The organism is Peribacillus sp. NPDC096379, assembly GCF_044762875.1.
Lineage (GTDB): Bacteria > Bacillota > Bacilli > Bacillales > DSM-1321 > Peribacillus.
In genome coordinates this window covers 287,991-310,575 of record NZ_JBIWFD010000003.1, presented here as the reverse complement: position 1 = coordinate 310,575, position 22,585 = coordinate 287,991, and the positions used below count along the sequence as shown (strand labels likewise).

General features: G+C 36.7%; 16 protein-coding genes and 1 pseudogene. 13 read left to right on the top strand and 4 right to left on the bottom strand.

The features are described from left to right. Positions 1-263: 263 nt before the first annotated feature. Positions 264-491 (top strand): annotated as a pseudogene (locus ACIQZI_RS15555) (hypothetical protein); the annotation flags it as partial. 307 nt (positions 492-798) lie between these two features. Here the strand turns inward: ACIQZI_RS15555 and ACIQZI_RS15550 are convergent. Genes ACIQZI_RS15550 through ACIQZI_RS15540 form a run of 3 tightly spaced genes read right to left on the bottom strand, consistent with a single transcriptional unit; the run spans position 799 to position 4,527 of the window. Next, entirely contained in the window at positions 799-2,145 is a 1,347-nt protein-coding gene (locus ACIQZI_RS15550) for an MFS transporter (protein WP_403074486.1), read from the bottom strand. A gap of 47 nt (positions 2,146-2,192) precedes the next feature. Next, entirely contained in the window at positions 2,193-3,722 is a 1,530-nt protein-coding gene (locus ACIQZI_RS15545; protein ID WP_403074484.1) for an FGGY-family carbohydrate kinase, read from the bottom strand. A 28-nt stretch (positions 3,723-3,750) separates the two neighbouring features. Then, positions 3,751-4,527: an SDR family oxidoreductase gene (locus ACIQZI_RS15540; RefSeq protein WP_403074482.1), complete on the bottom strand. Its 777-nt coding sequence runs from the start codon at positions 4,525-4,527 to the stop codon at positions 3,751-3,753. Between the two features lie 217 nt (positions 4,528-4,744). On the opposite strand from ACIQZI_RS15540, the gene ACIQZI_RS15535 reads away from it, so the two are divergent. From ACIQZI_RS15535 to ACIQZI_RS15490, 10 genes are all read left to right on the top strand, one after another. Next, positions 4,745-5,869: an ROK family transcriptional regulator gene (locus ACIQZI_RS15535; RefSeq protein ID WP_403074480.1), complete on the top strand. Its 1,125-nt coding sequence runs from the start codon at positions 4,745-4,747 to the stop codon at positions 5,867-5,869. 148 nt (positions 5,870-6,017) lie between these two features. Next, the gene (locus tag ACIQZI_RS15530) at positions 6,018-6,725 is read left to right on the top strand and encodes a M48 family metallopeptidase (protein WP_403074478.1); all 708 of its coding nucleotides are present in this window, start codon (positions 6,018-6,020) and stop codon (positions 6,723-6,725) included. 302 nt (positions 6,726-7,027) lie between these two features. Continuing rightward, positions 7,028-7,435, top strand: a complete 408-nt coding sequence (locus ACIQZI_RS15525; protein ID WP_403074476.1) for a GGDEF domain-containing protein — start codon at positions 7,028-7,030, stop codon at positions 7,433-7,435. A gap of 31 nt (positions 7,436-7,466) precedes the next feature. Further along, entirely contained in the window at positions 7,467-8,105 is a 639-nt protein-coding gene (locus ACIQZI_RS15520; RefSeq protein ID WP_403075188.1) for an alpha/beta fold hydrolase, read from the top strand. Positions 8,106-8,121: 16 nt separating this feature from the next. Beyond that, positions 8,122-8,424, top strand: coding sequence for a hypothetical protein (locus tag ACIQZI_RS15515; protein WP_403074474.1), 303 nt, complete (start codon positions 8,122-8,124; stop codon positions 8,422-8,424). 476 nt (positions 8,425-8,900) lie between these two features. Further along, positions 8,901-9,116: a hypothetical protein gene (locus tag ACIQZI_RS15510; protein ID WP_403074472.1), complete on the top strand. Its 216-nt coding sequence runs from the start codon at positions 8,901-8,903 to the stop codon at positions 9,114-9,116. 623 nt (positions 9,117-9,739) lie between these two features. Beyond that, complete coding sequence (locus ACIQZI_RS15505) at positions 9,740-10,594, top strand: malate synthase (protein WP_403074470.1); 855 nt, start codon at positions 9,740-9,742, stop codon at positions 10,592-10,594. Positions 10,595-10,972: 378 nt separating this feature from the next. Next, positions 10,973-11,935 carry a tRNA dihydrouridine synthase gene (locus ACIQZI_RS15500; protein ID WP_403074468.1) on the top strand — a complete coding sequence of 321 codons (963 nt, stop codon included), beginning with the start codon at positions 10,973-10,975 and terminating at the stop codon, positions 11,933-11,935. A 444-nt stretch (positions 11,936-12,379) separates the two neighbouring features. Then, the gene (locus ACIQZI_RS15495; protein ID WP_403074466.1) at positions 12,380-13,648 is read left to right on the top strand and encodes a mechanosensitive ion channel family protein; all 1,269 of its coding nucleotides are present in this window, start codon (positions 12,380-12,382) and stop codon (positions 13,646-13,648) included. Positions 13,649-14,403: 755 nt separating this feature from the next. Continuing rightward, a complete protein-coding gene (locus tag ACIQZI_RS15490; RefSeq protein WP_403074464.1) occupies positions 14,404-16,689 on the top strand; it encodes an ATP-binding cassette domain-containing protein in 2,286 nt (761 codons plus the stop codon). A 626-nt stretch (positions 16,690-17,315) separates the two neighbouring features. On the opposite strand, the gene ACIQZI_RS15485 is transcribed toward ACIQZI_RS15490, so the two are convergent. Then, the gene (locus ACIQZI_RS15485; protein ID WP_403074462.1) at positions 17,316-20,837 is read right to left on the bottom strand and encodes a bifunctional 2',3'-cyclic-nucleotide 2'-phosphodiesterase/3'-nucleotidase; all 3,522 of its coding nucleotides are present in this window, start codon (positions 20,835-20,837) and stop codon (positions 17,316-17,318) included. A gap of 595 nt (positions 20,838-21,432) precedes the next feature. Between ACIQZI_RS15485 and ACIQZI_RS15480 the strand changes: the two genes are divergently transcribed. Then, a complete protein-coding gene (locus ACIQZI_RS15480; protein WP_403074460.1) occupies positions 21,433-21,594 on the top strand; it encodes a hypothetical protein in 162 nt (53 codons plus the stop codon). A 380-nt stretch (positions 21,595-21,974) separates the two neighbouring features. Beyond that, complete coding sequence (locus ACIQZI_RS15475) at positions 21,975-22,541, top strand: DUF4256 domain-containing protein (protein ID WP_403074458.1); 567 nt, start codon at positions 21,975-21,977, stop codon at positions 22,539-22,541. Positions 22,542-22,585: the final 44 nt, after the last annotated feature.

Here is a 22,585-nt window from a genome sequence, read left to right as displayed (position 1 = left end):
TATTTTAATAGTTTAAACCATTTGAAAATTGAGAATATTTAGTGCGCATGATCATTGACGGCCCTTGATTCGATAAAGAACTGTACAATTAATGTGTAATATATACGGAATAACGCCTTTCTTAAATTTTACCAAAATACTGCAATTAAAAAAATTATATTGAATCAATTTTACCCTTAGAGCCTTAAGGACTATAGGGAACAAAAAAAGGAGTACCTCCCCAGAATGTAGAAATAAGTAGTCACCACAACAAACTTATAAGACTGGAGGAAGACCCCCTATGGACTATTATACGGCAAGGAGGCCTATTTGGACTACAAGGATTATTTGATTTAGAACCTACCCACCGTTTTGAGGCTATTTTTTCTAACATCGACATTGATCCGATCTTCGCTGTGGTAACGAAGAAATCGTATTTTGGTAGACCTGTTGAACTGAACTACGCAGCTATGATTTCCTCACTTGAGACCCAAAAAATCCTGAATTTTATATGAAACTGTTAAGCAACAGCAAAATAAGAAGAGCGTGTAAGTGGGTATTCTGGCTAATGTGTTTTAAGACACTTCTCTGAATTTTAGGGTTTCAAAGCTTTATCCTTATAACTACTTTAGTAGTAATTGATTTCATATGCATGACGTTTTATGCAGGGGAAAATCTATAAAAGGGGATAACAGTAAGAAGAAGCAGAGAGACATTGCTCTCCACTTCGCTTCACACTATACCGATTAGTCGGGGACATTCGATTTATATCATTCTTCTTAAATCATGATAGTTTTGCAAAAGAGCTGTCCATATGGATCACCTAATGTTTTGAATTGGCACTGCGCCTGATCGGCGGCGTTCAAGTTCTATGTCCATTTCTGCCCGTTTATTATCGAGCTTGTAGGGAATTATGGTGATTGCGATTAGTACACAGATGACAAGTGGTATCCAGATAAAGCTTATTTCAATATAATTTAAAGCGGTTTCAGTTTGTTTAGCATTCGGAATATAACCGCCCATTTTCAAAATAACGCCTACAAGTGCACTTCCAAGGCCTAGGCTTACTTTTACAAAAAATCCTTGGAAAGCGGCAATCATCCCCGCAATACTTCGATTATTTTTGTACTCTGAATAATCAATTACATCTGGCTGAATCGCAAAAGTGGTGCCGAAGATGCCATAGATTCCAAGCCCGGTAATGGCTAAACCGGCAATCAGCAAGCCAGGTGATGACTTTCCAAAATAAATGACAAAATCTCCAACAATATAAATAGCTGTACTTAAAAGCAATACATTTTTCTTCGGCATTTTCTTCTGCAACCAGGGCAATATTAGCAGTATGGGCAGACCAGAGAGAATACCGAAAAGTCCTACAAACGTCAGCCAATCCGTACGGCCCAAATTGTATGTGAAATAGTAGATAACGGTTGTATTTCTAATGACAAAAAGACCAAAATAGAGAAAATTCAAGATAAAGAAAATAACGGCAGGGCCAGTCAATCCTTTAAAATCCTGTTTAAAAGAGGATTTCCCAGGTTGAACGGTTGGCGGAACCACCTCTTTCGTATTTATGAAGGTAAACACAAATACGAGCACGGCGACAATGCCATAAACGGTCATCGTAATGAAATAACCTTTTTGGTTATCTCCTTGACCGAAGAAATTCACCATTGGCGTCGTAATCGACATAACTAAAGCGGTTCCAATTAACGCGCAAATCATACGAGTCGATACTAACCAGTTTCGCTCGTGGTTATCAGAAGTTAACCTCGGTACAATCGTATTTAACGGGATATTAACCACCGTATAAGCAATATTCAACAAGCAATATGTGATATACGCCCAGAGAATTTTTCCTGACATACTAAAATCGGGAACCATAAAGGTCATGATCGTAAAGACAGCAAACGGAATGGCTCCAATTATGAAGTAAGGTCTTCCTTGTCCCCATCTAGTCCGAGTTCGGTCAACCAATAATCCCATTCCGGTATCGGCAAAAGCATCAATGATTTTGGTTACTAGCATTAAGGTACCAGCAACGGTTGCGGAGATTCCAAAGACATCTGTATAAAAAAACAACAGGTAAGACGCCATTGTACTAAATACGAGGTTGCAGGCGAAGTCGCCCGCCCCGTATCCAATTCTTTTTTTCCATTTATTCATTGTTATCACATATCCTTATTTTAAAATTGGTAAAGCATATGCTCAAATTATGTTGCAGAAAGTCTTGTCAACGTTTTCATATTAGACTTTAAATTTTGATAGATTGATTTATAAACTTGGTAATAGTCATTATATATCCTATGATTCTCTTTATTTGGCATGATTTTTTGATCGAGAACCTGCCATTTCTTCACATCTTCATAAGAGAGAAGACCTGTACCAATACCAGCAAGCATGACATCGCCCATATTTGCTTCTACATCATGAATCGGGCAGACCACTGGATAGCCTGTGACATCAGCAAAGATTTGTCTCCACAATTTTGATTTTGTAACACCACCGGCTAGTAGGATATATTCGCCTATATTTTCTCCGGTCGCTTCAATCGCATCTCGTAGAGAAAAGGCAACCGCTTCCAGAAAGGCACGATAAATATGAGCCTTTGTATGTGCCAATGAAAGTCCCACGATGGTACCTTTTGCATCAGAATCCCAAATAGGACTTCGTTCTCCCATAAAGTAAGGAAGGACAACCAACCCTTCGCTTCCAACTGGAATGTCTGCGGCCTGTTCATTTAACACATCATAGGCATTTTTTCCGCCTTCTTTTTCTGTTTCCAATTCATATTGACACATCGTCTGACGGAACCATTTTACAATCGCTCCAGCTGTAGCTCCTCCGGCAAAATAATAGGAAAGTCTTTTCGCATCAAATAAATACGGCCAAACAATCAAATCTTTCCCTTTCACTGGTTGATCAGATATTAAGGCTGCGCACATCGAAGTTCCAACGGCCGCTGCATAAATACCAGATTCAAATACGCCTAGGCCGATATTGGCAGCACCGCTGTCAATCCCACTGGCGACCACAGGCATTCCTTCTGAAAGGCCCAGCTCCTCCGCGGCTTCTTTGGTCAATCCACCGACAATATCAGTTGATTCCACGATTTTCTCTGGCATCATCGACAGCGGAATTCCCATCGCATCCATCATTTCTTTAGACCAGGTTCGGTTATTCATATCAAAAATCCCGCCGATATTTCCTGCAGAGGAATAATCAATGGCAATTTGTCCGGTCAGTTTATAGATTACATAATCGTTGGGCGGGAGAAAGAGCCTGGTTTTCTGCCAATTTTCCGGTTCGTGATTTTTCATCCATAACATTTTGGTATAGCCGTAATAGGGGTCAGCTCCATTATGGGTAACTTCGCGGAGTTTTTCTTCTCCAATATGATCTAAGACCCACTTTGTTTCCGCTTCGGCTCTTCGGTCCATCCAAATCATGCACGGCCTAACTGGTTCCATGTTTTCGTCCAATGGAATTCCTGAACCTCCATAAAGCCCGCTAATGGCGATTCCGCGGATTTCCCCCGCAGGTACTCCTGACTTTTGTACCGTGTTTTTAATCGATGTTTTCGTTGCATCCAGCCATACATCCGGCCACTGCTCTGCCCATAATGATTTTGGGGTTAGCACATCGTATTCTTGTAAATCTTGAGCGATTAAATTTCCTTCCGTGTCCATTAGGATTGTTTTGGTACCGGATGTTCCGATATCTGTACCGAGTAAGTAATTCATAGATGCTTCCTCCCGAATTATTAATCTATTAAATGCAAGTGAAAGCTCCATCGATGGTAAAGTCAGATCCTGTAGTAAAGCTGCTCGTGTCTCCTGCCAGATAAACACAAATGGACTGAAGCTCTTCTGGTCTACCCATTCGGTGAAGCGGTGCCATTTCATTCCACTGTTCGATCAATGGCTGTAAGTTTGGAGAATTTAAGGTAAGTTCTGTTCCGATATATCCTGGACTGATACAATTTACCCGTACATTTCTTGTTGCCCATTCTACTGCCAACGATTTGGTTAACTGGATGACACCTGCTTTAGATGCGTTGTACGAGCACTGTGGTTGCGGCACATTTACAATATGTCCTGACATCGAAGCCGTATTAATAATCGAACCGCCACCTTGTTTTAACATGACTTTTCCCGCTGCTTGTGCTGTTAAAAATACACCGGTAAGATTAATATCAATGACTTTTTTCCACTGTTCATAGGTCATTTCCTCTGCTGGGACATTCATGCAGATTCCAGCATTACAAAAAGCAACATCTAAACGACCAAATGCTTGTAGGATGGTTTCGATCATGGCATCTACATCTGCTGGGTTGGTGACATCTGTCTTGATGGCAATTGACTTGATCCCATTATTTTTTTCAAGTTCCTGAGCTGTCTTTGTGGCTTCCTCAATATCCAGGTCCACAATCGCTATATCTGCTCCTGCTTCAGCAAAAGCCGTTGCCACACTTTTACCAATACCTCTTGCCCCGCCTGTTACAAAAATCTTCTTTCCGTCCAATCTCATTTTTTCAATAATCCCCATTTTCCCCAATCCTCTTTTATTAATTTATTTTGTAAAATCATTTTATAAAATACATTTACATAATAAAACGATTTTCTCTGATAGTCAATATATACAAAATTTATAATTGGCAGATAACTTATGACAAAGCTGTGTTTGAATCCGTTCTTGTGATATATTTGAAGAGTTAAAGTAAATGTTTTTATAAAATTAGTTTATAAAATGGGGTGTCTTTTTCATGGACAATAGCATCACGTTTAAAGATATAAAAAAAAGCAATTATTCATCGATTTACCACCTCATTTTTCAAAATGAGAAGCTTTCGAAACAAGAAATTGCTAATCAACTTCATTTGAGTTTACCAACGGTCACCCAGAATCTCGTTCGTTTGGAAAAGGAAAAATTGATTGAGAAGAGCGGGCAGTTTGAATCTTCTGTGGGAAGGCGTGCAACAGCTTATGCCATTTGCCCTCAGGCTCGGATTAGCATTGGGGTAGAGATTCAGAAGAGGACCGTACAGATTCTGGCCATTGATTTGCGTGGTCATGCTTTTTTGCAAGAGAGACTAGCGATGGATTATGCCAATGAAGATCGTTATTATAAAGAGTTAAGTCAAGCTGTACAATCTTTCATCTCGTCACTCGATGTGACAAATGAGCAGGTTCTAGGTATTGGTTTTGCCGTACAAGGATTAACGTCAAATGACGGGAAAAAAATCACATATGGAAAAATCTTAATTGCTACAGGATTAGATATTGAAGTATTTTCAAAGTATCTCCCTTACCCATGTATGTTTTTACATGATGCTAAGTGTGCGGCAACAACAGAGTTGTGGGTAAGAAATGATATTGGCGATGCAGTCTATCTATCGATTGGTCCACACCTAGGGGGTGCGATTATCATAAATAGTCAAATTTATATGGGGAAAGAAGGGCATAGTGGAACGGTCGAACATATGACGATTATTCCTGATGGTCCTACTTGCTACTGCGGGAAAAAAGGCTGCATGGAAACGATTAGCTCTGTTCATGCACTTCTAGATGATGATGAAACATTAGAATTCTTTTTTCTACAAGTCCGTTCCAGAATTCCTTCTTATGTGAAGAGGTGGAATTCCTTTTTAGGTCATTTAGCCATTTCCATCAACAATATTCATCTTGTTTTGAACAGTGAATTTATTCTAGGCGGTTATCTATCTCCTTATTTAACGGAAGATGATATCGAAACACTTCATGAAAAAGTAAACGAAAAAACGGCATTTCCTAGCAATGACCCATTTATTTATATCAGCCGTTCACTGGCAAATGGAGTACCTATTGGTGCCGCTATCCCATTTATTCAATCATTTTTGAATGAAATTTAATGGGATTAATATGTATCTTTCTTAATCAAAATGAAACAAGGGAACTGTCTCTAAACAGCATGGACTACTGAAGATTTATTCGAAAAAGCAGAAATCGCAGTTTTAAAAGAGATAGTGATGCAGGGAATCAAAGGGCACAGGTGATGACATGATACATACCTACTTAGGTGAAACCATACGTTTTGAAATCAAATACAAAAATCGTACATCTATAGGGATTATAATAGACAGTTATGGAAATATTGAAGTTCAAGCTCCGAAAGGGACACCTAATGGCAGAGTACTTCAGTTATTAGAGGATAAGTGGGATCTTATTCAGCAAAAATTGAAAGAAATGAAGGATAGGCTGCAAGGACCGCAAAAAAAGGTCTATGAGTATGGTGAGAGTTTTCTTTATATGGGAAAGACCTATCCAATAGAGATCTTTCAAGATATAAATATAACGCAAGACCATGTAGTGTTTAAAGAAGAAAAGTTACATATTTATGTAAAGCGGTCTGACACTGAAAAAATAAAACAAGCTTTAAAACGATTTTATTACCAGCAGTGTAAGGATCTAGTGGAGAAGAGTATATCCTCCTATCAGCGGAATTTCAAAACAAAACCACGTTCTCTTCGTATTACGGATAGCCAAACTACCTGGGGCACCTGTGATTCAAATCGGCAGTTAACGTTTAATTGGAGACTGGCAATGGCACCACAGGAGGTAATTGACTATGTAGTCGTTCATGAAATGTGCCATATGGTTCATATGAATCACGACCGATCCTTCTGGCGCCTTGTTGGAAAAATGATGCCTGATTATAAGGAAAAGGAAAAATGGCTGACATTATCAGGATGGAAAATGATCATTTAGCAGTCCATAAAAGCTAGATACAAAATGCTAATTAACAAGTTTGTCATGTGGATCGGAATAACTTATGGTATAGAAAGGTAACTAACCTACTGCGGTTGTTGCCTTTTCGTTTTCTTGCAACGGATTAACAATTAATCACTTTTAACAATATTAAGGTAGCCTCAACCCTTTTATTTGAAACTCAGAAAAAATTAAAGCACCATCGAAGCTTGCTACTATCTTCTTGAACGAGGCTTGAAGTGTAATGATCATAAATCTATGCTGATTGCCAAATCATTGGTTAAAACAAGCCGCTGAAAAAAATGAAAGTGTCGTTTGTGTTGCTTTTGACATTGACAAATTTAGATCAATTAAATGATCAGTATGGACATCTTTTCGGTGATAAAGTGATCAAACAAGTAAGCGATGCTTGTATGGCGATTTTTAGGAAAACCGATATCATTGGACGCTTTGGCGGGGACGAATTTGTGGTAATTTTAAGGGATGTTTCACTTGAAACGGGTAAGAAGAGAACGGAACAATTAAATGAGAACTTAAAGAATAATAAAATTACTAAAGATGGAAACTCTGTCTCCATATCAGCTAGTATAGGAGTTGCAGATAACTCACAAGGTCTTGTAAAAACGTTTCATGAATTATTTCATCTTGCTGATTTAGGACTCTATGAAGCGAAAAGAAACGGAAAAAATCAAATATATGTATATGAGTAGTTAATAAAAAGTACTTTATGGAGGGCTCACTATAAAAGTAATTTTAATCCATGGATTTAATAAAGGTTCTAAAGACATGAGACCATTAGAACGAAATTTAGAATTATTGGGATATGATTGTGTTTTACCAGATTTGCCACTTACGTATAAAGAAATTGAATTTGCATCATTTGTTTTAGAGGGAATTTTAGAAGAAATGATTCAATTAGATTTAGGAAAAGATGAGAAAATCTACTTGGTTGGTCATAGTACAGGTGGATTAGTTATTAGGAAACTGATCGCTGATACAAAATATTCTCATAAAATTGGAAGATGTGTACTCATAGCAACACCTAATAAAGGGAGTAAGTTGGCTAATATTGCAGGAAATGTTAAGGGATATGTCGAAATCTATAAGACATTGAAATCATTAAGTTACAAATCTGTTGAACAATTTAATATCGAGAATAATTCTGAAATCGAAATGGCTGCTATTGCAGGTTGTAAAAATAATCTTCTGTTAGGAAAATTAATTGGAGATGAAAATGACGGTAGAGTTGAAGTTGATTCGGTGTATTTGCCCAATTTAAAGGATTTTACTATCTTACCATATGGGCATAAGGAAATACATCATCAAGTAGAAACAGCAAAATGGGTAGATGCTTTTTTAAGAACAGGAAAATTTAAATAAACACGGAGATGGTTTTATGGCTTTCAGGAAACCGATATCAACTCTTGGTGGGTTAACATGGTGGAAAAATACTAGGCAAAATGAATATTTTATTTTACAAGAACATAAAGTGGGTATGCCAATATGGCCATATAAGTATCGCATTATAATGCGTGAAAATAGAATGGAAATTGCTAATTCTAATGATTTTACAGAAATTAAACATGATTGGAACTATTTAGAAGACCATGCTGTTCCTCAAATAGAAGACAAAATAGACTGGTTAAATGATGGGAAATTACTCGATTTTATGACGACAATTATCCTTCAAAAAACGTAGTTATTTAAAACTATTGCTTTGTTAATCTTAATGTTGATTTTTTATAATAAAAAAAGAATGCCTTGATATTTGGGCAATCTTTATCGTTATGCCTTTAGTCAGTTGAGCTCGTGGTAGCATGCGACCCATAATCAAAAAACATATTAGTCCAGAGCATCTCCTGATACGATACAAGTATCAATTAAAGGAGGTGCTTTCTCATGTAACAAGAAAAATTTACAATTGTCCCCGTCACTCTTCATTCCGAAAATAAAACTATAGCTACGACTGCAGAAATCTTTTTTTACAACGGTGTAGAGGAACGCATCATCCAAACAATCATGAAGCAGTAGAGGTATTGGTAAAACATGATTATAAGGATGTAAAATATATCTACATCACTTGCGGTAAAACAGATATGAGAAAAGGGATTGATGAATGGATTGGCCATCTTAATTCAGGTTGTAAGGACATTACTAACTTAGGAAGAAAGGGCAATGGGGATGTTGAATTTAGAATTTCTGACCAAAGCGGAATTTGAAGGATGTGTAACTGTGCATGAAAGCAATAGAAGTAAAACTGATTTAGAGGAAAATTTGATTACTATTAGGGATAATACAGTCCGGACCGTTGCCCTTCATTTAAAAGGATTTGATGTTGAGAATAGCAAAAAACTTTTGCATTTACATAAAAGAAGAAAAATATGTAATTAGAATATTTAAAATATTCGAGCGGAATTAAAATAATGCCTTTCTTAGAATGTATATCTTATATATATCAAGAAGATATAAAATCCCAAAGATGAACACACCACTACATCTCAATTTTATTTTATATTTTCCTACAGTCAGTACTCAATACACGTTGAGGTAGTATCGCTGATAGTTTTAAAAGAAGTGTGACTAAAAATTAAAAATCCTACATGTTAAATAAAATTTTTCCACAGCTTATCAACAGTGATGTAATCAAGTGGTTATTTATAGGGGCTTTTCAGAAGTTTCGCGACTTTTTGGAGGCCTTTATTTCATAGCTATTTCAAGGAAGTGCAGAGAATAAAACTTAATTTTACCTCATAATAAAATGTGTTGTCAATAAGGAATTTGCAATATTTTCAAAAAATGTTATAATAGTCTTACAATTGTTTTTTTAATCGTATTCCGAATTCCGCTGTATTTTTTTGCAGATAGAATTATGGATACGTTTTTTTAATCTCCTTTTTTAAACCGAAGAAAAATACAAATAGTTGTGTGAGCTTTAAAGGAAGTTAGTTGAATAAAATTATTAATTTACTATCTAATAGTAACTGAGTTTTTATTCTACAAGGAGGACTAGAATAATGAATCTAATCAATAAGAAAGTTACACACGAGCGCTTTGGCATGGGTAGTATAGTTAACCATAATGAATCTAGTATTGAAATACATTTCGCATCCGAAAATAAAAAGTTTGTTTTCCCCGACGTATTTGAAAAGCATCTAAAACTACATGATAAAAGTGTTGCTAATTCACTTGAAAAGATTATACAAAAAAAGGAAATGGAGCGAAATGAGGAAGAATGGAAGAAGGAAGAGGAAAAAAAACTACAAAGAAAAAACCAGGAACTTCGCTTAGAGCATGAAAAACTTATGAAAAATCATAAACTTCATCCCGAATCACAAATGGTTTTTTGGTGTGACACAGAAGAACAGAATCGTTCTTTTTCAGAGTGGAAGGTTTTTTCAGGCGTAATAAAAAGTGGTAATAACAAGGGGAAGCCAAACAAACCCATCCGCTTGCACCAAAATAGCGCTGTCCTGTTAACAGCAATAGATTCCAGCATGCCTGAAAAAGACCGACGTATCTTAGGTGTCTATATGGTGAATGAAGATTTTATCGGGAAGCTTTGTGAAGATGGATATATTCCTGCTCATTCAAAATACAGACTCCAACTTACAGAACAGGAATCGGATCAGATGCTTTTTTGGGAATATTATGTAAATGAAAAATCCCCCCAAAAAATGACATGGAATACAGGTAAATACCGTTATTTTGATAATTCATGGATGGCTCAAATTTTGCTTGATATAGTTTCGTTGAAAAGTGACCCAAAGGAACGAGAGCTGGCACAACAATTTTTTGAACATTTTTGTAAAATGAATCAGATAACAGATCAGGAGTTACCAAAGCCTAATGGCACATTAATGCGTATTTAGACGTTAGCCCAAAGATAATAAGAATGACAGGGGACTGACACATTTTTCCCATCCATCACTAATGGCGAACAGTGCCTGGCTATTGTAAAGCGGTCGCGTAGTTGAAGTTGGTATAATAGAAAAGCAGATGATATAGAAAAAATCTATACCATCTGTTTTTTTTGTTTATAAAAATACCATTTAGGACCGATTTTCGTTAAAATAAATATTGTCGAATTTCACAATAGTTTTTCACAAATAATAAATGTCCACATGCACTTGTGTTTGATAATAAGTTATTAAGCATGATATAAGTGTAAAAGAAGTGGAATATTTGGCATTCTATTTTTTGACCGAGAGTTTGAAGTTGTATCCATAGTGAGAGGATTTGAGTTTGAAATGATAGATAATTTTTGGCGTGATTTACCACGACCATTTTTTGTACTTGCACCAATGGAAGATGTGACAGATGTTGTTTTTCGTCACGTAGTAAGTAAAGCCGGTCGACCGGATGTATTTTTCACAGAGTTTACAAACTCGGATAGCTATTGTCATCCAGAGGGCATGAAAAGTGTGCGTGGCCGTTTGACTTTTACAGAAGATGAACAGCCAATGGTGGCGCATATTTGGGGGGATAATCCCGAATATTTCCGTCAAATGAGTATTGGCATGGCAGAGCTAGGATTTAAAGGCATCGATATTAATATGGGCTGTCCTGTACCGAATGTGGCATCGAGAGGGAAAGGTAGTGGCCTTATTCTGCGTCCAGACGTTGCGGCAGAACTTATTCAAGCAGCAAAAGCGGGCGGACTGCCTGTTAGCGTGAAAACACGACTTGGCGATAAGGATGTAAATGAGTGGGAGGAGTGGCTAACGCATATTTTAAAACAGGATATTGCGAACCTTTCTATTCATTTACGTACCAGAAAGGAAATGAGCCAAGTAGATGCGCATTGGGAGCTAATTCCGGAAATTAAAAAATTACGTGACCGTATCGCACCAAATACGCTACTAACAATCAATGGAGACATTCCTGACCGTCAAACTGGGCTGCAGCTTGCTGAACAATATGGTATTGATGGCGTTATGATCGGGCGAGGTATTTTTAAAAATCCTTTTGCTTTTGAAAAAGAGCCAAAAGAGCATAGCAGTAAAGAATATCTTGATCTATTAAGACTGCAGCTTGATCTTCAAGATCAATATGCGGAAGTACTGCCACGTTCAATCACAGGGCTTCATCGCTTTTTCAAAATTTATGTCAAAGGATTCCGTGGAGCTGGTGAATTAAGAAATCAATTGATGAACACGAAATCAACAGATGAAGTGCGTGCATTGCTTGATAACTTTGGAAAAGAATGTTGATGGGACCGGGACAGTGAAATGATGTAACTCTCAAAAGTTAGAGAAAAAATGAATCATATCAACTTATGTGTACTTATTTTATTCAGTTTCAAGTTCCTTTGCGACCGGCAACTTTTGTTTTGATATAGTCTGTTTTCTGAAAGAAAAAGGTTTTAAGAATGTAATAAACCCACCAGCACCCTTGTGTTGCGACATACACTCGACGCATGTCGAGTGTATCCCACAGCTCATTTTAAAAGAAGGCAACTAACCCTTGTGGGTGTTGCCTTTTAACGTTTCCTGCAACGTATGAACACTTCCATTTGACTGACCCGAGTATAAACTGAAGCGTTACAGCTCAGGGGCTAAGGCACCATTTTTTCGTTATTGATAAAGTAAAATTGACAGTTTAGATACTTTACCCGTAAAGTTGCTTATTATGCAGATTGAAACGGAGGAGAACAGATGCAATTCATTAATAATCTACTTCTGGATATGGAACTAGATCCTAGATTAGTACAATATCTTTCGATTATAATCAAGATTTTGCTAATAGGGCTTATCTGTATCGTAGCGAATTTTATTTCAAAGAAAATAGTGATCAGGATTATTACTCGTATCGTTACAAACTCCAAAGTCAAGTGGGGTAAAGTCATTTTGGAAAGACAAGTTTTTCGAAAGTTATCCCACATTGTTCCTGCGATCATTATTTATTCGTTTTCTTCAACCTTTCCAACCTATCAATCAGTTATCGGAAAATTGGCCATTACCTATATCATTATTGTAGGGTTAGTGTTTATTCAAAGCTTACTTAATGCACTTAATGATATTTATCAAACCTTTGAAATATCCAAGGTTAAGCCTATTAAAGGATATATTCAGGTGGTTAACATTATTATCATGACTCTCGGGTTCATCTTAGTCATCTCGAACCTAATAGGGGAGAGTCCTCTTATCATATTAAGTGGTATTGGTGCTCTCTCGGCAGTTTTGATGTTAGTATTTAAAGATTCGTTATTAGGTCTAGTGGCAGGAATTCAGTTAACGACCAATGATATGGTTCGGGTTGGTGACTGGATTGAAGTGCCAAAGTATGGAGCAGATGGTGACATTATTGATATTTCTTTAAATACCGTACAGGTTCAAAATTTTGACAAAACGATTACGATGATACCAAGTTATGCCCTTATTTCCGATTCTTTTATAAACTGGAGAGGGATGCAAAGCTCAGGCGGCCGACGAATCAAGCGCCCTTTGTATATAGATACCAGCAGTATCACGTTTTGCACTGAGGAAATGATTGAGAAATTTATAAAAGTTCATTACCTTTCAGACTTCATTATTCAAAAGGAAAAGGAAATTACTGAGTACAATGCCAAAAATGAAATAGATCGGAACAATCGTGTGAATGGTAGGGCCCTTACCAATATCGGTGTTTTTAGGGTGTATATCAGCAATTACCTCAAGAATCACCATGGAATCAATCAGAATATGTCCTTAATGGTTAGACAGCTGGGACATAGTGAACACGGGTTGCCTATAGAAATTTATGCATTTACCAATGACGTACAGTGGGCAGTATATGAATCTGTGCAATCTGATATCTTTGACCATCTATTTGCAGTTGCACCAGAGTTTGGACTTAGAGTATTCCAGAATCCATCTGGGGCTGATTTAAGAAACATGGTAGAAGAATCGAGCAACAAAGCCTTGATTGGCGAAAGAAGCTATTGAAATAATCAATCACCGAAACCAAACCGACTGTTTTAAATAACACAGTCGGTTTATTCTAATTCAAGAGACTACTTTGGTAATCCTTTATACCTTGCCGTTGTCAAGTTTTGTATGTATTCCTCAAGCTCAGGCATTTCCGCTTCTCTGGCTATTCTTATGGATAATTTAATATCATAATGATATAAATTCATGCAATCGTATATTCTAGATTAAAATATAAAATAAAGATTTATTTTATATTTTTAACAAAAATGACCGTTGTTAACAATAAAAAGCTAAAATATACCCACTTATTATAACAGCATTAATTATAGCTCACAAAAGACTCACCAACATCCCATGTGTTGCCACTTACACTCGGGACATGTGGAGTGAATCTCACAGCTCATTTTAAAGAAAGGCAACTAACCTATTGGGGTTGTTGCCTTTTAGTTTTCTTGCAACGGATTAACAAAGCTATATAAATTAATAGGTGAAAGTGTGAAACAAGACAATCAATATATTGATTGAATCAGTCTGTCGAGAAAGTCTCGACAGATTTTATTATTTTATGAATATTTAAACAATTAATCACTTTAATTTACTATAATATAAGTAATTAAACGAATAATGGGTGGTAAATAAAAAGGTATTAAAACAAAAGTATCCTCACAAAACGAATATGAATTTGTGAAAGGTATTCCCCTTGTCAGGGTTGACTAGACTTGTAGCGAACTGAAAGAAGCATAGTAGGTAAAATCAGAAAGGATGACAAAATGCCAGAAATAAAAGATGAAATCATTTTAAGAGGGCTTAAAGAAAATAACTTAAAAAACGTAGATTTAAACATACCAAAAGAAAAAATCATCGTATTTACTGGTCTTTCAGGCTCTGGAAAGAGCTCAGTTGTTTTTGATACATTAGCAACAGAAAGTAGAAGACAAATGACTTTGAACTATCCTCACTATGTCAGATATCAAATGCCAAGGTACGAAAGACCCCACGCCGATCTTATGCAAAACTTAAGCCCAGTTATCGTAGTAGAGCAAAGACCGATAGGAGGCAATTCCCGTTCAACACTTGGCACCTATATGGATATAAATCCACTCATTAGACTTTTATTTTCAAGAATAGGAAAACCATCAATAGGTTCTGCCAGCGATTTTTTGAGCCAAAGTTCCTTTGGAAGATGTCCAGAATGTAGTGGATTTGGAGAGGTCATTTCGCCGGACCTAAATAAGATGGTCGACTTGGATAAGTCACTTCGAGGTTATGCAGTGAGATTTAAGCCATTATCGCCTTCGGGTTGGCAAGGTAATTGGATGATGACTTGCGGATTATTCGATCCAGATAAACCCATAAAAGACTATTCAGAAGAAAAACTCCATCTACTATTATATGGCCCCCGAGAAGGTGAAAAAGTCAATGCACCGTTTCACACAAAACATGGACCTCAAAAACATGATTGGGATGGGTTATTGCCTAGGTTTACGCGCCTCTATATAAATAGAGATATCTCAAAGCTAAAAGGAGTAACCCAAGATGACGTCTTAGCAGTATCAAAACATTCATTATGCCCAACTTGCCAAGGTTCAGGACTAAACCCAAAGGTATTGGAATGTAGAATAAATGGTTTAAATATCGCAGAATACGATCGATTAGAGCTTACAGAACTACTGGAAGAACTAAAGAACATAAAAGATCCATTGGGAGAATATATAGCACTGCAAGTAATCCCACATATAAAACAATTAGTTGAAATGGGATTAGGATATTTGAGTCTGTCAAGAAAAATAGGCACCCTGTCTGGTGGCGAAGCTCAAAGGGGAAAAATCGCTCGTCAATTAGGGAGCAGTCTAAACAATATCACATACATTTTCGACGAACCAAGTGCAGGACTCCATCCAGAAGAAGTGGATATGTTAATACAGATGCTAAAAAGGCTAAAAGCCCAACATAATACTGTCATCGTAATCGAACACGATCTATCAGTAATAAGAGTAGCGGATGAAATAATAGAGATGGGACCAGAAGCAGGTGTAAACGGAGGAGAAGTTGTCTACCAAGGAAAATTAGAAGGACTAAAAAACTCTCCAACCGCAACAACTCTAAACCACAAGCTAAAAATAAACAAAAATCCAAGAGATATAAAAAGTTATTTTACAATAAAAAGAGCAAGTAACAATAACTTAAAGAATATAAGCGTAAATATTCCTAAAAATGTCTTAGTCTCTATATGTGGAGTATCTGGTTCAGGTAAAAGTTCCTTAATGTTGGAAGCATTCACAGAAAGTTATCCAGAAACCATAATGGTTGGGCAAGGCAGTATAGGAATTTCTAACCGTTCAACGCTGGCTACATATATGGGAATAATGGACGATATTCGCTCAATATTTTCAAAAGAGACAGGGCAACCAGCGGGTTTGTTCAGCTTTAACTCCTTAGGAGCATGTCCTATCTGCAATGGAAAAGGAGTAATAGCGCCAGACGTAGCATTTGCAGATCCAGTGACAATCTCATGTGAAGCATGTGACGGTACGAGATATTCAGAAGAAGCGCTTGTCTATCGATATCGAGATAAAAATATAGTAAAGATTTTAGATTTAACTATAGACGAGGCTATTAACTATTTCAAAGTACCAAAGATTATAAAAAGGGTGAATACGTTAAAAGACGTAGGATTAGGGTATCTAACCTTAGGACAGACGACAAGTTCTCTAAGCGGAGGAGAAATCCAGCGTCTAAAACTCGCAAGCCACTTACAAAAAGAAGGACAAATCTACCTATTAGACGAGCCATCCTTAGGACTACACACAGAAGATAATGAAAAACTCTTAGACGTATTTCAAAATCTCGTAAACAGAGGTAATTCTGTCATCATAATCGAACACAATCTAAGCTTTATAGCGGCGAGCGACTGGGTAATAGAATTGGGCCCAGGAGGAGGCAAACAAGGTGGACAAATTATATTAGAAGGTCCACCAGAAGGAATGTTAAATGCAGAGACATTGACAGCGAAATGGTTAAAGGATGGAGTTAGAAAAGATTTCACTCAAAATTAAGTCAGAGGAAACAGAAAAGAGCATTTTTATTAACGATTAGCAGGATTGAGTTTTGCGAAAATAGTTAAACAATTTGGCAAAGGTTTACTGAATACGCAAATATTTAAGAACAAGCTAGAAAAGAAGGTGATAATGAAGAAAATTTAAAAAAGTAGTTCAAAACTCTTTTGTTATTTTGTATAAGAGTTATGTGATATCGCATGTGGAGTGCTGTTCACTACTCATAAGGAAAGATAAATAATAGAGATGTAACAGTAAGTAAAGAGTCTTTCAATTGCGGAAAGGCTCTTTGGTTCGTATACATGGGAGAAACTTTCATGGATGGAATAAATCAAAAGGTGAAGACTGGCAGTAAGTTCGCAAATTTTATAAGTACCATAAGGAAGAACTATTAGAATGTAAAGTGCGACGCAGGAATTATCGAGGGATACTAAAGGTATTATTGGACTATTTAATAATAATCTGGTGAAGATGCTGCGAACAATGCAAAAGAATTCTTAGCAATGTTTAGTATAGAATATGCAGGACTATCCCCAAGGCAGCTTGATTTATTTTTGTAGATATAATCTTTGAAAATTAAAGGACTGTATAGATTCGTTTATAGAATCTATACAGTCCTCTGTTAGTTAATTAACTCTTTGAATTCTTCCTTCAGAGCTATATTCAAAAGGAGAAGGTAATGTTTTTACAAAATCAACGGTTGCATCTACATCTATTGGGCCAACTTCTAAATCAGTAGAAAGAGCCCCAATACCGTAATTAAGGTTTCCAGTCATATAGTTGTTGACAACAACAGTGTATTCCTTCGTTTTATCAATCTTGCTTCCGTCTGGTAAGAAGATGTTTACAACCTTGCCTGTTTTAGCTGTACTGTCATAAGTATATGTGTATTTAAAGCCAGCAATATGGAAGTCAAGACCTCTATCTGTAATCTGGTTATTTAAAACTGTCTCTAGATCTGCACCGCTAAGTTTTACTTTATTTAATACATTACCAAACGGCTGAATGGCAAATAAATCACCAAATGTTACTTCACCTGCTTCTAATGGAGAGCGGACACCGCCACCATTCATCATGGCGAAGTCTGTGTTCATTGTAGCTTTCATACCATCCGCAATAAGATTTCCAAGAGCAAAATCCCCAAATTCATTAGCTACCGTTGGATAACCTTTTTCAAGGGTAGATAAAGATTGCCCAACAACTTCTGCTTTAATTGGTTCGACCTTCTCTGTATATTTTTTCATAATCGCTGCAACTTCTGGATCTGGAGTATAGTCCTTTTGATAAACAGTTTTAATCTCCGCTGATTTATTAATGATATCTCCAGTAACGCGGTCAATTTCAACTTCTACATCAGAAAAAGCAGATCCATAAGAATAGGCTTGAACAATTAGTTTGTTGTCCACTACTCGGTTTACATTTGCATGGTTGTGTGCAGCGAAGATGACATCCACTTCATCATCAATTTGTTCTGCAATTCTGCTAGCATCGAATGAAGCTGTATAACCTGTTTGGGTAGCAGGATTATGTGCAAGGACGATAATTGCTTCGATTCCCTGTCCCTTTAATTCTTCAGTATACTTATTAATGGCTTCAACTTCGTCTGTAATCTTTAATGATTCGTTTCCTTTCGTGACAATCATGGAAGGAGTTTCTTGAGTTACAACTCCGATCACACCAATTTTTTCACCTTCAATTGGGAATACGGTATAAGGATCCGTAATTAAATTTCCATCTCTTGTATCATATGCATTTGCTGCAACAAGAGGGAAGTTCATTCCGTCATAACCAACAGATCCGTTTGGATGATCTCCACCGTTCATCATACGGCGTAGTTCATCAATCCCTTCATCAAACTCGTGATTTCCGAAAGTACCTGCATCAAAACCGATATTTTCCAATATTTCAATGGTAGGCTCATCTTGGAAAAGAGCGGAAATTAATGGGCTTCCCCCAATCATATCACCTGAATGTAAAAGAAGTGTATTTGGATTTGTTGCTTCTTCTTGTTTTAATGCAGCTGCTAAGTACTCAATATGCCCAGCTGATAAATCTCCAACCTGTGTAACCGTATCTAACTGTCCGTGTAAATCATTTACTCCTAAAAGCTGAACCTTTAATCGGTCGCTATCCGAATGGCTACTCAAGTTAACATTAAAGATTCCAAAGCCTTTTGAATCGGTTTTGTGCGTATAAGAGAATGGGCTATCTTCCGTGATATATTGCTCTGCCTTTGGTGAAGTCGTAAAAGTAACATTCACATTTCCTGAGATTGGAGCAATAGACCAGTTTTCATCAGCTGTCGGGGTAATTTCTTTCACCTCAGAAATGTAGTCCATTAAAACTTGACGGTTTTCATCGGCTGAATCGACTACTAATTCACTTCCTTTTAATCCAGGGAAATTTCCTCCGCCACCAGCACGGTAATTATTTGTAACTACGATAAATTCTTGCTCAGGATCTAAAGGTTTACCATTATATTCAAGTTTCACAACACGGCTTGAGTCTGGGGTTAGAAGTGTCCCATTCGGAGCGTATTTGGCAGGCTTTGTAACATCAACTTGATATTCTACGCCATCAATTACATCAAAGTTAAATACTTGAAATGCAGGATTTATTAACGGTTGTTCAGTTGTTTTTGAAGGATCAATGGTGTTGTATTGACCGGCGGACATTTCAATCCACTCTTTAACAACCGAACCTTTTACTTTAATGGCTTTTAAAGTGTTGTCATAAAGATATAAGTCACCTGCACTACGAATCGTCAAATCACCTTTTTTGATTTCTGTGTATTCGTCAACACTATTACGACCAGCTTTAAAAGGGGCTCCTACTGATAAAATTGGAAGATCTTTTAATTCTGGCTTGTTTAGTTCAATATATTTTTCGACATACCATTTTTGTGCGTTTGTAACTACTTGAATAGACGGATCATCTTGTACGAGTGCGAAATAGCTATAAATGTCATCCGTTGTAGTACCAATTGGTGTATTAACATATTTTAAGGTCGCTTCATGATCTGCTTCCACAGCATTAACAATTGCTTGGTCTGGTTGAACAGATTCTATTTGTCTTGTGAAGGATTGGGAATTAGAAACAGACCATTTCCCTTTTACTTTTTGTAAGTTAAGATCAATAATTCCTAATGATCCACCTCCAAATCCAGCTTGTACAGCAGCAACACCGTTGATTGTTCCTTTTTCGTTATCTACTCCAGGGAGAGGTTGTCCATCGTCACCTTTGAACAATGTATCTAAACTAGCTACATTGTTTGCTGGGAATGTTTTATGAGTGTGTGAAAATGTAATGGCATCAATACCGGGTACTTTACTTAAAGCATATACTGTATCTTCAGTATTTGCTGTATTTCCACTAAAACCTGAGTGAGCTAATGCGATAATTACATCTGCTCCTTCTTTTTTCATAATAGGGATATAGTTTTTAGCTGTTTCTACGATGTTTTTGGTTATGACCTTTCCATCTAGATTAGATTTATCCCACTCATTAATTTGAGGAGGAACAAATCCGATATATCCGATTTTAATGACATTTGTTTTACCAGATTCATCTTTGACTTTTTTATTCACAATTTTATAAGGGGTATATTTATTAATATCATTAGTTGGATCATTATCATGATCATCTACATATACATTTGCATTTACAAAAGAGAAGTTTGCATCATCATATACTTCGTCTAGATACTCCAACCCATAGTTGAACTCATGGTTTCCAAGTGTCGCCATATCATAGCCCATTAAGTTCATGGCATTGATAGCTGGATGTATTTCTCCTTCCTCTAAAGGGTCAATTTTTGCTTTGTATGTACCGAGAGGATTCCCTTGTATAAGGTCACCATTATCTACGAGTACAGAGTTTTTTACTTCTGCTCGTGCTTCTTTAACAAGAGTTGCGGTTTTAGCCAGTCCCAGTTTAGGGGCCAAACTATTTTTGTAATAGTCAAAGCTTAGTAGATTTGTATGGATATCAGTCGTTTCCATGATGCGAAGTTCAACTTGTGATTGAACCTTGTCTTTAGAGGGGTTTGCAGCCATTGCATTGCCAGACAAGAAAGGAGCTGCTAACACGGTGATTGCTAGTGTACTGGACAAAATTTTCTTGCCCCTATTTCTTCTTCCTAATTTCATTATGCACTCATCCTTTTATATTTTTTGTGTTTAATAGGTCCAAAAAATAATATAGCAGAATAAATTTTAAGATAGTGTTAATTTTTAGAATACCAGGTAGATAATACTAGTTAATTTGCGTTTTATCCATAAATTGGTTAATTGTGCTTACCTTTTGATTTGATAAATTTATTTTTTTGAGAATAAATACACGGGTAGTTTGTAGGGTATTTGTGTTAATGGACTACTATTTAAAGTGAAGTAGAAAAATTGTAAATAGTAGTTTACAATTTATTAACTTACAAAAAAAGTAAGTTAGAGGAAGATTAAGAGAATATGTAAAAATTTATTTAGAGGCATTTTTAATATTTTAGTAATTTGGTTCACGCTCTAAGAAATGGGATTTTTGTTATTATCGAGTTGACTGCGTTTGCTGCGATATCAATTTTACAAAGGACATTAAAATGTTTGAGATGTTCAAGTATTGTACTATGATAAATTTGAGTTGGGCAATTGTGGCATATGGTCCTTTACTTTTGACCTATCCAAAGAACATTTTTCATAAGGAGTCGTGATCATGGCACAGTTTTTATTTATGAAATAGCTGAGAACACTCGTGACTTTAGTCATGAGAGGTTCAGTGAACCTCCCTGAAAAAGTATTAAAGAAGAATATTAAGATATTAGCACCCGATGATGACTTTGAAAGTTCCATTCGTTTAAGGTCCAAGCATCATTTTAAAAAGATTCCTGTCGTGATGAAGCAGGCAGGGATGTAGGGATTATAAGCCGTGGAGATATTATCCATAATTTATCAAAATCAATATTTAATGAAGGATTCTAAATACTTACCAGCACCTCATGTGTTGCCACATACACTTTGGACACGTTGAGACAGTTGCGCTGCTGGAACGAAAATAAGTAGTAAAAATCAAGGATCACAGGCGATATTTAACCAGATAGTTTCGTGTGTTTACGTCAGAGGAACAGAAAAGAGCATTTTTATTATAGATTAATAGGGTTGATTTATGCGAAAATAGTTAAACAAGGCAAAGGTTTACTGAATACGCAAATATTTAAGAAAAAGTTAGAAAAGAAAGCGATCAATGAAGGCATTTTAAAAAAGTAGTGCTAAACATATTATACGAGGAGATTTAATATGAAAAATGAAAAAAGGAAGTTGTCATCTGAACAGCGTGAAGAAATACTCAAAACATTGAAAGCACGTTTTGAGAAAAACATAAATCGCCATAAAGGACTTGACTGGGCTAAAGTACAAGCGAAGCTAGAAACTAATTCTGAAAAACTGTGGTCGCTTAATGAAATGGAAATAACCGGTGGTGAACCGGATGTTATTGTTCATGATAAAGAGGCGGGCGAATACATTTTTTATGATTGTTCAGCGGAAAGTCCTAAAGGCCGCAGAAGTGTTTGTTACGACCGTGAAGCGCTAGAGTCAAGGAAAGCACACAAACCACAAAACAACGCTATTGATATGGCTGCTGACATGGGTATTGAGATTTTAATGGAAGAACAGTACCGGGGGCTGCAGAAACTTGGGAATTTCGATACTAAAACGTCAAGCTGGGTGAAAACACCTACTAATATTAGAGAACTCGGTGGGGCCATCTTTTGTGATCGTCGCTACGACACTGTCTTTGTATACCACAATGGAGCAGAGTCTTATTATGCTGCAAGAGGTTTCCGTGGTTCGTTAAGGGTCTAAATTTTGGTGTGTAACGCTGCCTGGTGAAGGGACGGGGGAACAGC

What these genes read in the sequence shown, in the direction of transcription:
- ACIQZI_RS15545 (WP_403074484.1), bottom strand. Translation starts at nt 3,722, where the DNA reads ATGAATTACTTACTCGGTACAGATATCGGAACATCCGGTACCAAAACA.
- ACIQZI_RS15475 (WP_403074458.1), top strand. Translation starts at nt 21,975, where the DNA reads ATGAAAAATGAAAAAAGGAAGTTGTCATCTGAACAGCGTGAAGAAATA.
- ACIQZI_RS15510 (WP_403074472.1), top strand. Translation starts at nt 8,901, where the DNA reads ATGGGGATGTTGAATTTAGAATTTCTGACCAAAGCGGAATTTGAAGGA.
- ACIQZI_RS15550 (WP_403074486.1), bottom strand. Translation starts at nt 2,145, where the DNA reads ATGAATAAATGGAAAAAAAGAATTGGATACGGGGCGGGCGACTTCGCC.
- ACIQZI_RS15535 (WP_403074480.1), top strand. Translation starts at nt 4,745, where the DNA reads ATGGACAATAGCATCACGTTTAAAGATATAAAAAAAAGCAATTATTCA.
- ACIQZI_RS15525 (WP_403074476.1), top strand. Translation starts at nt 7,028, where the DNA reads ATGAAAGTGTCGTTTGTGTTGCTTTTGACATTGACAAATTTAGATCAA.
- ACIQZI_RS15505 (WP_403074470.1), top strand. Translation starts at nt 9,740, where the DNA reads ATGAATCTAATCAATAAGAAAGTTACACACGAGCGCTTTGGCATGGGT.
- ACIQZI_RS15500 (WP_403074468.1), top strand. Translation starts at nt 10,973, where the DNA reads ATGATAGATAATTTTTGGCGTGATTTACCACGACCATTTTTTGTACTT.
- ACIQZI_RS15530 (WP_403074478.1), top strand. Translation starts at nt 6,018, where the DNA reads ATGATACATACCTACTTAGGTGAAACCATACGTTTTGAAATCAAATAC.
- ACIQZI_RS15485 (WP_403074462.1), bottom strand. Translation starts at nt 20,837, where the DNA reads ATGAAATTAGGAAGAAGAAATAGGGGCAAGAAAATTTTGTCCAGTACA.
- ACIQZI_RS15540 (WP_403074482.1), bottom strand. Translation starts at nt 4,527, where the DNA reads ATGGGGATTATTGAAAAAATGAGATTGGACGGAAAGAAGATTTTTGTA.
- ACIQZI_RS15515 (WP_403074474.1), top strand. Translation starts at nt 8,122, where the DNA reads ATGGCTTTCAGGAAACCGATATCAACTCTTGGTGGGTTAACATGGTGG.
- ACIQZI_RS15490 (WP_403074464.1), top strand. Translation starts at nt 14,404, where the DNA reads ATGCCAGAAATAAAAGATGAAATCATTTTAAGAGGGCTTAAAGAAAAT.
- ACIQZI_RS15495 (WP_403074466.1), top strand. Translation starts at nt 12,380, where the DNA reads ATGCAATTCATTAATAATCTACTTCTGGATATGGAACTAGATCCTAGA.